We start from the raw sequence: 13,059 nt of genomic DNA on the forward strand, positions 1-13,059 counted from the left end.
TACTTCGACTTAAGGTTTTCAGTTCGCTTCGCTCCTGAAAACCTAGTCTCAGTAAAAACCCCGGGGAACCACCCCCGGGGAAAAACCAAAAATCAACTAACCATGAAAGTAATCGGCTACAACATCCCAGTTTATCAGGTCCCAGAATGCTGCGATATAATCAGGACGTCTGTTCTGATAATTGAGGTAATAAGCATGTTCCCATACATCGATTCCGAGTATCGGAGTACCTTTCACATCAGCATCGACCATCACCGGGTTATCCTGATTGGGCGTTGAGCCAACAACTAAACTATCGTTAACCTTAATGAGCCAGGCCCATCCCGAACCAAAACGGGTGGCGGCTGCATTGGCAAATTCTTCTTTAAATTTTTCAACTGAACCAAAATCACGTACGATGGCATCTTTTAAATCGCCTTTGGGTTCTTTCGATCCTCCCGGAGTAAGTACTTTCCAGTATAAATTGTGGTTGTAAAAACCACCTGCATTGTTGCGCAGTCCGGCCGGATGTTTGTCAACATTGTCCAGTACATCTTCAATGCTCTTTCCTTCGAGATCAGTTCCCGAGATAAATTCATTCAGTTTATTTGTATAGGCAGCATGATGCTTGGTGTGATGGATCTCCATAGTGCGGGCATCTATCTGCGGTTCTAATGCGTCGTAAGCGTAATCAAGTTTTGGAAGTGTGAAACTCATATGTTTTAATTTTGCTTTAAAGTTAATAAAAAAATGAATAATACAGACTTTTTTGTCTTTTTATATGATATAGACAAATGTCGAAAGCTTTTGTTTAGCTTTGTTGCAAAAAATTTCAGTTTTGAACAAAAAAATTCTTCGCCTTGCCATTCCCAACATTGTAAGCAACATCACGGTTCCCTTGTTAGGCCTTGCCGACATGGCACTTATGGGGCATATGGGAAATCCGGTGTACATTGGTGCCATTGCGCTGGGGGGTGTATTGTTTAACATCATTTACTGGAGTTTTGCTTTTCTGCGAATGGGAACCAGCGGTTTCACAGCCCAGGCCTATGGAGAAAGCAATCAGGCAGCCGCTATTACCACCCTGGCAAGAGCCTTATTTGTTGCATTGATCGCATCCCTTCTGGTTATTGCCCTTCAGGTTCCCATTGAATGGCTGAGCTTTGAGCTGATTCAGGGAAGCAATGAGGTAGAGGCCCTGGCAGCCTCCTATTTCAGAATCAGAATATGGGCCGCTCCGGCGACGATTTCAATTTTTGCGCTTACCGGATGGTTTCTGGGCATGCAAAACGCACGCATCCCCATGTATGTTGCCATTCTGGTCAACCTCATCAATCTGGGCGCCAATTTTCTTTTCATTTTTGCTTTTGGTATGAAATCCGACGGGGTAGCACTGGGCACCGTGGTAGCTCAATACAGTGGCCTTTTGTTTTCTCTGTTGATGCTGAAAAGGCATTACGGGAATCTCCTCCCGCTTATCAGGCGAAAAGCGCTTTTCGAACTCGAAAGCATGACTCAGTTTTTCAAAGTGAACAGCGACATCTTCATTCGTACCCTTTGTATCATTGCCGTGTTTACTTTTTTTACTTCCCGTTCGGCAGCCAGCAACGACACCCTGCTGGCCGTCAACTCGCTGCTTTTACAGTTCCTGATGTTCTATTCGTATTTTATCGACGGTTTTGCCTATGCAGGCGAAGCACTGGTTGGCAAATATGTGGGAGCCCGTAAGCCTGATCAACTGAAAAAGGTGATTCGTTACCTGTTTATCTGGGGGAGCGTGCTTACCTTCCTTTACAGTATTGTTTACCTTACAGCCAACGAAAACATCATCCGATTACTCACCAACAGCCGGGAGGTAATCGAAGCTTCAATCCCCTATTTGCCCTGGGTTGTGGCGATACCGATCGTTGGAACGGCTTCGTATTTATGGGATGGTATTTACATTGGAGCTACGGCTTCGAAGGGCATGCTCTACTCCATGCTAGGCGCTACTTTTCTCGTGTTCTTTCCGGTTTATTTCATCATGAATCAGCAACTGGGAAATCATGCACTTTGGCTGGCAATGATTCTTTTCATGGGAAGCAGGGGCCTTTTTCAGACCCTGCTTGCCCGAAAATATGTGTTTCGAAAATATTTTGGATAATAAACGCTGGTACTGCTTTATGCACTTCCTTAATGACCAATTACTTTTCGCTTTATTTGTAACTAAAACTGCTTCCACCCAAAAATTCCCGAATTAGTGAGGTTGGCGGGATCTCTTCGTCGTCGATGGTTTTGAAATAACCCATAAACTTTAACAAGCGCAAGGCCTCTGCAAACTCAGGCTGATTTTCGGGCACTGATTTCAGCAAGGGCTCAAGGTATTTTTTCAGTACCGCCAATTCGTACAACATGGCTGAATTGAACATGATGTCGGCATTTTCCTGATGAGGAAAAATGTTTTTTTCTTCTCCCCGGCGCACGCTGGGCCAGCGCCTGATTGTTTCGAGGGCTGAATAACCCCTGTATTTTGCATCCCGTATAATGCGCCTTACAAGGCGGTTATCGGTAGTCGATATGGGGTTGTGATCGTCGATCGAAATGGAAGTAAGTGCCGAAATAAAAATCCTGAAAGTCAAATTACGATCGATGAGCGGAATCAATCCGGGATTCAATCCGTGAATGCCTTCAATTATTAATACATCGTCCTTTTTCATCTGCATGATTTCTCCATCGAAGGTTCGTCGTCCATCGATAAAACTGAATTTGGGGATTTCTACAGCTTCACCATTGATGAGCGCCAACAGTTGCTCGTTAAAGAAAGCAATGTCGATGGCTTCGAGGGCCTCAAAATCGTAATTTCCACTTTCATCGAGTGGTGTGTGTTCCCTGTCAACAAAATAGTTATCGAGCGAAATCATGTGGGGCTTGAGTCCGCATACTGCCAGCTGAACTGCCAGTCGTTTACTAAAGGTGGTTTTTCCCGACGACGAGGGACCTGCAATAAGAACCAGTCGTGGTCGTGGCTTGTTTTCAGCAATCAAGCTGGCAATGCCCGCCACTTTTTTCTCGTGCAGGGCTTCCGATATTTTAATTACTTCGCCTGCCATGCCCTGTTTGACAAAATCATTCAATTGTCCGATATCTGAAATTCCCAGAATTTCGGCCCAGTCTTTATGTTCTCTGAAAATACCGAACAGTTTTTCCTGGTGTACATAGTCGCGCAGGCGCCTGAAACTTTTGTCGCTGGGCAGTCGCAACAACATTCCTCCGTTGAAACGTTCCAGATCGAAGTTTTTGATGTAGCCGGTCGATGGCAGCAGGTGTCCGTGAAAATAATTGGCAAATTGTCCGAGATAATAGATGTAGGCATAGAGCCAACCGGTTCCTTCGTAAAGTCGCACTTTATCGTCGAGCCCGCCCTGTCGGTATTCATCCATAATACGGGAAAGTTGTTTACCCTTTCGAACAAAGGGCAGATCATCACTGATGAACTCCTGCATGCGTATTTTGATCTCGTTCACACAGCTGTCACAAAATTCCGTGCCCAAGCCTTCCAGTTCACAATAATAACCGCGCGAAATGGCATGGTCGATTTTCAGTTTGGCCTCGGGGTACAAATCCTTAATGGCTGCATACAGCACAAAAAATACAGAACGAATGTACATGCGCTGGCCATCGGGATGTGCATAATCGATAAAACGTATGTTCTTAGGTTTAACAATGTCGAACGAAAGTTCGCGCACCTTGTTGTTCACCAAAGCCCCGAAAATGGGAAAATCAGACTTAATATTCAGGTCGTTGGCAATTTCCTTCAGTGTAATTCCGAAGGGATATTCTTTACTTTGGTTGGTATTCTCAATGTAGACTTCAATATTTCTCATGGCAAAATACATTTGATTCGTTACGGAACTAAAGATACCAAAGAAATAGACATCCTGCTATGGAACAATAAATTCTTAAGCATTCGTTTTGCCAAAAGAGAAAACATCCAAAGAGAAAGTCTTTTATTATCAGGGGAGCTTTATAATGTTTTATACAAATTGGGACAAAGCCTTTACGAGAAAACATTTCGGACTTTATTCTTCCTTTAATTCTTCCTTCAAAAAAATACCGGTGATTGATTTTTTCACTGCGGCCACTTCTTCTGGGCTGCCTGTTGCTACTACAAGGCCGCCACCACGACCGCCTTCGGGACCAATGTCGATAAGATGGTCGGCCACTTTGATCACATCCATGTTGTGTTCGATCACAATTACCGTGTTGCCTCTGTCCACCAGTTTATTAAGCACGTCAAGCAATACCCTGATGTCTTCAAAGTGAAGTCCGGTTGTTGGTTCATCGAGTATGTAAACTGTTTGGCCGGTATCTCTTTTGGCCAGTTCGGAAGCCAGTTTTACACGCTGAGCCTCTCCTCCCGAGATGGTGGTTGATGACTGCCCCAGTGTGAGGTAACCCAGGCCAACCTCCTGCAGCGTTTTCAGTTTCTTGAGTATTTTAGGATGACTGTCGAAGAATTCAACTCCCTGGTTGATGGTCATATCGAGCACGTCGCTGATTGATTTGCCCTTGTAACGCACTTCGAGGGTTTCACGGTTGTAGCGCCTCCCGTTGCATTTGTCGCAATGCACATACACATCGGGCAGAAAGTTCATTTCGATCAGCTTCATGCCACCGCCCTGGCACTCTTCACATCTTCCGCCCTTCATATTGAACGAAAAGCGTCCCGGCTTGTATCCACGAATTTTGGCCTCGGGCAGTTTGGTGAAAAGGTCACGGATGTCGGTAAACACGCCGGTGTAGGTTACCGGGTTCGACCGCGGTGTGCGGCCTAAAGGCGATTGGTCAACCTGGACCACCTTGTCGATGTGTTCCATTCCGGCAAACGACTGATAGGGTAGCGGATCTTTTACCGAACGGTAAAAATGCTGGCTCAGTATGGGTTGAAGGGTTTCGTTAATCAGGGTCGATTTGCCGCTGCCCGAAACACCCGTAACACAGATCAGTTTTCCAAGCGGGAAGGCAACATCCACCTTTTTCAGGTTATTGCCTGTACATCCGGTCAACAGCAGTTGTTTTCCGTTTCCTTGGCGGCGTACTTTGGGTACTTCAATTTTTCTTTCACCCCTGAGGTAGAGTGAGGTCAGTGAGTTGCCTTTTAATATTTCAGCGGGTTTGCCGGCAGCCATAATTTTCCCTCCGTGTCTTCCGGCATGCGGCCCCAGGTCGACCACATAATCGGCATTGAGCATCATGTCCTTGTCGTGTTCGACTACAATCACCGAATTCCCGGTATCGCGCAAGAGTTCGAGCGAATGAATCAGCCTGAGATTGTCGCGATGGTGCAGCCCAATACTGGGTTCATCGAGTATGTAAAGTACATTTACCAGCTGCGAACCAATTTGGGTTGCCAGGCGAATTCGCTGCGACTCACCGCCTGACAGGGATTTTGCTGGTCGGTCGAGTGCCAGGTATTCGAGTCCCACATCGAGCATAAAGCCCAGCCGGTCGCGGATTTCCTTGATCACTTCTACCCCGATTTTTTTTTGTCTTTCACTCAGTCTTTCTTCTAAACCACTCAGCCATTGGCCCAGCTCCTTAAGGTCCATGCGGGCAACTTCGGTAATGTTCTTTCCATCGATTTTAAACCAAAGTGATTCTTTTTTCAGGCGTTCACCATTGCACGAGGGGCAAATATCTTCCTTTACATACTGGTTGGCCCATTTTTTTGCTTTCTCCGAATAAGTATCCTCGCGCTGGCTTTCAATGTATTTTACCACCCCTTCATAGGTCATAAAATAGTTGATGTTGCTTCCCAGTGGTGAATTTTTCAACTGTATGCGTTCGCTGGTTCCGTACAAAACCTTGTCGAGGGCTTCGTCGGGCAACTCGTCAACCGGGGTTTTCAGGGTGCATCCATAGGGGTCGAGAATGGCTTCAATCTGCCAGAAAATTACCGCATTGCGATAGTTTCCCAGAGGGGCAATTCCGCCTTTATAAATAGAAATGCTTTTATCGGGTATAATTTTATCGATGTCGAGTTGAGGAATTACTCCCAGCCCGTTACATTTCGGGCAGGCGCCCTGAGGTGAATTGAATGAAAAGTTGTGCGGAGCAGGTTCGTTGTATGAAATCCCTGTTGTGGGACACATCAGGTGCCTACTGAAAAATTTGACATCGCCGCTCTCATGATCCATCACCATCATGATTCCTTTGCCCTGCTTCATGGCAGTTTGAACCGAATCTCTTAATCTTTTATGCGAAGCCCCGTCAACCACCATCCGGTCGATTACCATCTCAATAAAGTGATTTTTGTAACGATCGACTTTCATTCCGTGAACGAGTTCTTTTATTACACCATCGACACGGGCATAGAGGTAGCCTTTTTTTCGAATCTGCTCAAAGAGCTCGCGGTAATGTCCTTTCCGACCTTTTACTGCCGGTGAAAGAATCACTACTTTTCTGCCGGTAAATTGTTCATCAATCAGATCCAGAATCTTCTGTTCGGAATATTTTACCATTTTCTCGCCGGTGTTATACGAAAAAGCCTCTCCGGCCCGTGCGTACAGCAGTCGCAGGAAGTCATAAATTTCGGTAACCGTGCCAACGGTTGACCGGGGATTTTTGTTGGTCGTTTTCTGTTCAATGGAAATTACTGGGCTCAGTCCCGAAATTTCATCCACATCGGGGCGCTCCATATTGCCGAGAAAAGAGCGGGCATAGGCCGAAAACGTTTCGATGTAGCGACGTTGCCCTTCGGCATAAATGGTATCGAAAGCGAGCGATGATTTTCCGCTTCCACTTAGTCCGGTGATGACCGAAAGCTGATTTCGGGGAATATCAACATTGATATTATGAAGATTGTGCACCCTGGCTCCGCGAACTTTTATCACGGGCTGTTGGCTATGCTGATCAGATTTGTTGTTCATTGATGTATTCCCGGATTGTTTTATTGTGGGATTTTTATTTCGTATAGCTTACCTGAATTGTTAGTCAGAAAGGTATCACGCAGCCACGGATTAAAGTATTTCAGAATTTTATAGGAGATTCCATAGTTTTGGGCAAAATCGGCAAAGTTGTCAACTCCATGTTCTATTGCAACTATATCCACCTCAAACGGTGGATAAAGGTCTTTCCCCTTTAGGTTGAAACCATATTTTTCCGGTGTTTCCATAATTGTTTTTAGCGCCAGAATTCGGAAAACGTAACGGCTGGTTTCTTCATTTAACAACAAATCGTAATAATGGTTCTCCTTTTGACGCTCCACTTCACGGTCAATTCCCCTTCGTCCGGCGTTGTACGATGCCGCTACGGTGGTCCAGTTGCCATAGCGTTCATACGATTCGTGCAAATATGCACAGGCAGCCACCGTTGCCTTTTCGAGGTGGTAGCGCTCGTCCACCTGGTCGTTCACTTCGAGTCCGTAATCGCGTGCTGTTCCTTTCATAAGTTGCCATATTCCGGCTGCTCCAGCGGGCGATAATGCCTTTAAATCGAACCCGCTTTCGGCCAGTGCCAGGTATTTAAAATCGTCGGGAATGTTTTGTTCCTTCAGAATGGGTTCAATGATTTCGAAAAAACGAGGTGCCATTTTTATGAAGCGAATGGTTTGAGAGTGGAGATAGGTATTGACCAGCAATTCCCGGTCGAGACTTTCTTTAACATCGAAATTATTGAGAGGTACTTCTTCTCCAGCAAAGCTAAGCTCTCCGGGAATTGGAGGTGGCAATACCTCCTGCAGCTCTTTTTTCTTTTCTGCCGGAACTTTATCCGGGCTCGTTTCACTTCGCTCGTTGCGATACGATGTAAATATGGTTCCAATAATAATCAGTAATCCAATTGAAATCAATGAATGCTTTCTGCTCATCTTATTTCTTCTCCTACGGTGTTTTATTTTACTTTTGGTGCTCACTTCCGAAAACAGAGGCAAGTACTGAACATTTACCTTTTAATGCTGTTTTGCAACATTATCTGTTGAATGGTCAATTTGTGAACCTACAAAAGTAACGGATTAAAACAAAAAGAAGTACAAATACAATGGGAAATTCATTTGATAGTAAGGCGGCAGGCTGGGATGATAATCCCAAAAGGATTAAGCTGGTAGATAAAGTGTGGGAAGTACTCGACCGGCAAATCGATTTCTCCGGAATTAAAAGCGCGATGGATTATGGTTGTGGAACAGGATTGCTTGGTTTTAAATTCATCGACAAGGTCAGCTCGCTAACTTTTTGCGATACATCGGAAGGAATGCTGGCACAGGTTGAGAAAAAAAGTGCTTATTACGGAACTAAAAATGCACGTCTGCTAAAAGCCGATCTGAGCACAGCACCACTGCCCGCCGATCGTTTCGACCTGATTGCTTCGATGCTTGTTCTGCACCATGTGGAACACCCTGGAGAACTTTTGGCCCGCTTTCATCAAATGCTCAATGACGACGGGCTTTTTTGCTGGATTGATCTGGAGGAAGAGGATGGCTCGTTTCATACCGACAGCGAAGAAATTCATCATCATGGGTTTAGCCGTGAACAAGTAAGTGGCTACATGAAGGACAATGGTTTTGTCGTTAACTTTTATAGCGATGAGTTATATGTTGAAAAGGAAAAAGACGGACAAACAGTTCATTATCCCTTATATATTGCGATTGGACGAAAAGCCTAGTTAAAAATGATAACTGAGCCCACTGTACAAACCAAAAACATAAGGCCTGTTATCGAATAAAGCCTGCTGATTCAGTGAAGAAAGATGCAATTTCAGCATGGGCTCCAGATTTAGCTTTAGTCGTTCCGAAAGCTGATAGTCGACTCCAAAGCCCATGCTGCTGCTAAAAACCACCGGTCGTAATCCTTCAATTACGCCCGAAGCCAGCACTTCGCCCTCGCGGCTCAGTCCAACCTGATTTACAACCAACACATTGGTGCTTACACCACCCAACAGGTTGATACCCATGCGCTGATCAAGCAAACGATAATGCATTAGCAAGGGGACTTCGACATAGCCTGCCGATTGACGGTAGTTGTAATTTTGTGCCATGTCGCTTGTTGCATAATAGAGCTGCGAACTGCCTGCCAGTTTGGTCCCCTCCGGAAGGTCAATGTTGGCCAGTCCCGAGCTGGTGTTTAGGATTACATTGCCTGACGTAGCTGAGTTTTGCTCTACTGTTTTAATATTTTCATATTCGGGTGAGAAGCTCGACTCCATGCGATCGTTCAGCCAGTTGTGGCCGGCAAAAGATACACCAATGTCGCCCGATTGCTGTTCAATTTCGTTGTAATTGATTCCTGTAGAAAACGAAAGACGTTTTCCTGTGTGGTAAGCAAAGGTAAGCCCTCCGGCCAGGTTGGACTTGTAATTGGTTGAAATGGCCGACTGTGAACTGGCAAAATCGGCATCAGCGGCATAGAAGCCCGGCTTCATTGGTTCGAAAGCATATTGAGGTGATGCCTGCACGCCCATCGACCAGCTGCCTTCTTCCTTATCCTCCTTCTTGTCATTATTCATTGCCAGCAGGTTTTGTGCGATGATGGCCTTATCGGCTTCACTGATCAATTGACTTTCATACCAGCCGCTAAGCCTTTCCGAATTAGCGGGCACCAGCAAGCGGGAGGGGGCGGCACCGGCGAGTAGAAAATTATTTATTTCTGGCTTCTCTGTTTTTGTTCCTTCTGTCTTTGATGCACCTGCTATTATTTGCTTGTCAAATGCAGCCATAACAGGGCGTTCGAAATGAAGATGAATTTCATTTGAAAATTCTTCAACAACTATAGTCCTGTTGCGATGTTCATCAAGTGTTTCATTGAGCCGGGCCATCATCAGCGCATCGTTGTTAAAGTGGCCGGCCATGAACCAACCCATAACAAAGGCAGCGGCAACAGCAGCGGCGCCGGCCATGGTCCACCAGGCCATCATCCTCCGTTTGCGCCCCGAATGATCGAGGCTGCCGGAAATCCGATTCCAGACGGCTTCGGACGGAACTGCCTCGTAGTTTTCGAGTCCTTCCCTGAAGAGCTGATCTATTTTATGTTCTTCATTTAACATAGCTTTTCTCTGAAATTCCCAATTCTTTCACTTTTTGTTGTAATATTCGTCGTGCCCGGGCCAGATTCGATTTCGATGTTCCTTCGTTGATTCCCATCTCTTCGGCAATTTCCTTGTGACTAAAGCCGTCGATGGCATAAAGGTTGAAAACCATCTTATAGCGGGGTGGCAATTGAGCTACCAATTCGAGTAACTGCTCAGCCCCCAGCTGATCGTAAACCGTCTCGTTTTCTCCCTTCTGATCAAAAACCGAAATGTCCTCGACCGTTTGCATCCGGTAACGTGTACGGTATTTTTCAAGTGCAATATTGACCACGATTCTTTTCATCCATCCTTCGAAAGACCCCTTCCCCGAGTATTGACCGATTTTACTCATTATTTTTATAAACCCTTCGTGCAGCGTATCTTCTGCTTCGGTACGATCGCGGGAATACCGCATACACACCCCAAATAATTTTGGGGCAAACATCTGATAAAGCGTCGATTGTGCTTTGCGCTTGCCAGATTTACAGTCCGATATAAGTCGATCCAGTTCCTTCAATCTACTTGTTAAGTACTAAATGTTGTAAAGTTACCTGTTATCTGTTAATATAAAAGCCAATTTAAAGCAATGACTGTTAAATGCTTTTAACGAATCGTGCTGGTCAACGATGTACCCCTTCAGAGTTGACCGGCACCGATCAGCTGCTTCTTAATTCAACTTTCAACATTTTTCAAGGCATTGACGATAAGTTGCAGTGATTGGTTGCGCAGCGTGCCATCTTTTCTTTTAAAAAATAAAAAAAGGCACGCAACCTCATACAACAACTATGCATCCTTGTTCTGTATTTTATCTGAAAAACGGATCCTTGTCGATAAAAACAGAATATAAATCACAGCAACGATGAAACAATTGATCTTTTTACTCTTCGTTATCAGCCTTTGTTCTTCGTGCGAACAATGGGAGCCACTCGATTACATCGACGCCAATGGCTTGCTTGTGAAGATTGAAAACGAGCAGCGTGAAATCATTTCGGAGTACAGCTATTATAACAACGGCACCCTGAAAACAAGCAAGGAATACAGCAGCTATTATAGTCCGGGTTCCTGTGAAACTTTTAACTATTACTACAACAAATCGGGGCAGCTGACAAGTATGAAGGGATTTCAGCCGGGCAATATGCTTATGTCGAGCATGACCGGAGCGATGGATAAAAACCTGGCATATCGTTTCGCTTATGATGCTACCGGGCAACTCGACTCAATAAACATCGATTTCATTTACGATGATATGGATGACCTTAACTATTCGATGTGTCTCAGGTTCTCTTATCCTGATGAACAGACTTGCGAAGAAATTATCACCTTTAAGAACAGTTATGCCAGCACCAACATGATCACGAAAACCTATCATTTCGATGAAAACGGGAATATTGCAGAACTAAAAAGCTGGCAGACAGTCGAAGGAAAACAAAAGCTATATTCAATAGAAGAAATGCAATACGACGACCATAAATCGCCGGTAACATTTAAACCTTTGCCGCAATCGAAAAATAATGTGCTGGAGAAAAGCGTTACTGTTTATAATTACGATGAAAACAACGAACAGACGGTAGCTTACAGTTCGACCTATGTGTACGAGTATGAATACAACGGCAATGGCTACCCATCGTATTCAAAGGAAATCCAACCCAATCAGATTGAAAATATTCGTTATTACCATTACAAATAGCACCGTTATGAAAACACAAATTATTCTATTCAGTCTCATCCTGCTTCTTTTTTCTGCCGGATCGTGTGATACCAAAAGCGACGCAGACAAGAAAATTGAGCTTTCGTTTAAAGCCCAGAAAATAGTGGCTGCGGACAATGCCTTTGGGCTCGATGTTTTTCAGCGAATCAGTGCTGAAGAAGAGAAAACTAATTTCATGATTTCACCTTTAAGTATCTCGATGGCTTTATCGATGGCCTACAACGGTGCCGAAACTGCTACCCGCGACGAGATGGCCGAAGCCCTGCAAATAGAAGATTTTTCACGCGAAGAACTGAATGAAACTTACCGCGACCTGATTGAAGCCCTGCTTCATGCCGACAAAAAGGTGGCCATGGAAATTGCCAATTCGATCTGGTACCGAAATACCTACCACGTAGAGCAGGATTTTCTGACAGTTAACAGCACCTTTTACGATGCCGAAGTAAAAGAAGCCGATTTCAACAGTCCCGAAACGCTCGATTTGATAAACAAATGGGTAAGCGATAAAACCCATGGAAAAATTCCTTCCATACTCAATGAAATTCCTGCCGAGGCTGTGCTCTACCTGATTAATGCCATTTATTTTAACGGAACGTGGAGCAAGGAATTCAATCCTGAGAGCACACAACAGCTTACCTTCAATGTTTCGGAACAGGAGCAGGTAAGTGCCCATATGATGGGGCGCGTCGACACGCTCGACTACCAGAAAAACGAGCTCTTTTCAGCGATCAGAATGCCCTATGGCGATGGTAATTTTAGCATGACTGTGATGTTACCCAACGAAGGAAAAAACGTTGCCGACCTTACCTCGTCGATGAATGCCGAAAACTGGAAGCAATGGCAAAAAGACTTCGCTGTGACCAAAGATGTTGATATCCGTCTGCCCAAGTTTAAATTGAAATACGACATTACCCTCAATCAGGTATTAAAAGCCATGGGCATGGAACTGGCCTTTACCGAGCAGGCCGATTTTAGCAGCATCAACAAGAACCGGGATCTTTTCATCAGTTTTGTCAAGCATAAAACCTTTGTTGAGGTAGACGAAGAAGGAACCGAAGCTGCTGCTGTGACCATCATTGGATTCGAAACAACATCGGTAGGGCCCGAACAAGCTGAGAAAATCTATTTCCATTGCAACCGGCCTTTCCTGTTTGCCATTACTGAAAAAGATACCGAAGCGATTCTTTTCATTGGCAAGGTCGGCAATCCTGCTTTGGAAGAATAACAAAAGAAAATAGCCACTTTCTATAATTCCTTCAATCCCTTGTTAAACCGAAAATGCTGCAAAGGAACTTTGTTCCGAAGCAGCATTTTCACTTTTATTCCTTATGTTC

At 44.8% G+C, this 13,059-nt stretch carries 10 protein-coding genes; 4 read left to right on the forward strand and 6 right to left on the reverse strand.

The annotated features are described in order from the left end of the window. Positions 1-96: 96 nt before the first annotated feature. Positions 97-696 carry a superoxide dismutase gene (locus FHS86_RS02385; RefSeq protein WP_429410738.1) on the reverse strand — a complete coding sequence of 200 codons (600 nt, stop codon included), beginning with the start codon at positions 694-696 and terminating at the stop codon, positions 97-99. Between the two features lie 121 nt (positions 697-817). Here FHS86_RS02385 and FHS86_RS02390 point away from each other — a divergent pair, with 121 nt between their 5' ends. Continuing rightward, a complete protein-coding gene (locus tag FHS86_RS02390; protein ID WP_429410740.1) occupies positions 818-2,122 on the forward strand; it encodes an MATE family efflux transporter in 1,305 nt (434 codons plus the stop codon). Positions 2,123-2,174: 52 nt separating this feature from the next. Here the strand turns inward: FHS86_RS02390 and FHS86_RS02395 are convergent, their stop codons facing one another. The 3 genes from FHS86_RS02395 to FHS86_RS02405 form a co-directional block, all read right to left on the reverse strand. Further along, on the reverse strand, positions 2,175-3,842 hold the full coding sequence (locus FHS86_RS02395) for a uridine kinase family protein (RefSeq protein WP_429410742.1): 1,668 nt from the start codon (positions 3,840-3,842) through the stop codon (positions 2,175-2,177). A gap of 195 nt (positions 3,843-4,037) precedes the next feature. Further along, complete coding sequence (gene uvrA, locus FHS86_RS02400; protein WP_429410744.1) at positions 4,038-6,887, reverse strand: excinuclease ABC subunit UvrA; 2,850 nt, start codon at positions 6,885-6,887, stop codon at positions 4,038-4,040. Between the two features lie 20 nt (positions 6,888-6,907). Then, a complete protein-coding gene (locus tag FHS86_RS02405; protein WP_429410746.1) occupies positions 6,908-7,825 on the reverse strand; it encodes a transglycosylase SLT domain-containing protein in 918 nt (305 codons plus the stop codon). 170 nt (positions 7,826-7,995) lie between these two features. Between FHS86_RS02405 and FHS86_RS02410 the strand changes: the two genes are divergently transcribed. After that, positions 7,996-8,616: a class I SAM-dependent DNA methyltransferase gene (locus FHS86_RS02410; RefSeq protein WP_429410748.1), complete on the forward strand. Its 621-nt coding sequence runs from the start codon at positions 7,996-7,998 to the stop codon at positions 8,614-8,616. Here the strand turns inward: FHS86_RS02410 and FHS86_RS02415 are convergent, their stop codons facing one another. Both FHS86_RS02415 and FHS86_RS02420 read right to left on the reverse strand, forming a co-directional pair. After that, on the reverse strand, positions 8,617-9,993 hold the full coding sequence (locus tag FHS86_RS02415) for a hypothetical protein (protein WP_429410750.1): 1,377 nt from the start codon (positions 9,991-9,993) through the stop codon (positions 8,617-8,619). It abuts the gene before it with no gap. After that, positions 9,983-10,534, reverse strand: coding sequence for an RNA polymerase sigma factor (locus FHS86_RS02420; RefSeq protein ID WP_429410752.1), 552 nt, complete (start codon positions 10,532-10,534; stop codon positions 9,983-9,985). The genes FHS86_RS02415 and FHS86_RS02420 overlap by 11 nt, the downstream gene beginning before the upstream one ends. A gap of 342 nt (positions 10,535-10,876) precedes the next feature. On the opposite strand from FHS86_RS02420, the gene FHS86_RS02425 reads away from it, so the two are divergent. Continuing rightward, entirely contained in the window at positions 10,877-11,704 is an 828-nt protein-coding gene (locus tag FHS86_RS02425; protein ID WP_429410754.1) for a hypothetical protein, read from the forward strand. Positions 11,705-11,711: 7 nt separating this feature from the next. Continuing rightward, positions 11,712-12,950 (forward strand): serpin family protein, encoded by a 1,239-nt coding sequence (locus tag FHS86_RS02430; protein WP_429410756.1) that lies wholly within the window; start codon positions 11,712-11,714, stop codon positions 12,948-12,950. The last annotated feature ends 109 nt before the right edge of the window (positions 12,951-13,059 follow it).

Origin of the sequence: Roseimarinus sediminis (genome assembly GCF_050433125.1) — a bacterium.
Lineage (GTDB): Bacteria > Bacteroidota > Bacteroidia > Bacteroidales > Prolixibacteraceae > Roseimarinus > Roseimarinus sediminis.

Excerpts from the sequence above, each read along its gene's own strand:
- FHS86_RS02395 (WP_429410742.1), bottom strand. The coding sequence starts at position 3,842 with ATGAGAAATATTGAAGTCTACATTGAGAATACCAACCAAAGTAAAGAA.
- uvrA (WP_429410744.1), bottom strand. The coding sequence starts at position 6,887 with ATGAACAACAAATCTGATCAGCATAGCCAACAGCCCGTGATAAAAGTT.
- FHS86_RS02405 (WP_429410746.1), bottom strand. The coding sequence starts at position 7,825 with ATGAGCAGAAAGCATTCATTGATTTCAATTGGATTACTGATTATTATT.
- FHS86_RS02430 (WP_429410756.1), top strand. The coding sequence starts at position 11,712 with ATGAAAACACAAATTATTCTATTCAGTCTCATCCTGCTTCTTTTTTCT.
- FHS86_RS02425 (WP_429410754.1), top strand. The coding sequence starts at position 10,877 with ATGAAACAATTGATCTTTTTACTCTTCGTTATCAGCCTTTGTTCTTCG.
- FHS86_RS02415 (WP_429410750.1), bottom strand. The coding sequence starts at position 9,993 with ATGTTAAATGAAGAACATAAAATAGATCAGCTCTTCAGGGAAGGACTC.
- FHS86_RS02410 (WP_429410748.1), top strand. The coding sequence starts at position 7,996 with ATGGGAAATTCATTTGATAGTAAGGCGGCAGGCTGGGATGATAATCCC.
- FHS86_RS02385 (WP_429410738.1), bottom strand. The coding sequence starts at position 696 with ATGAGTTTCACACTTCCAAAACTTGATTACGCTTACGACGCATTAGAA.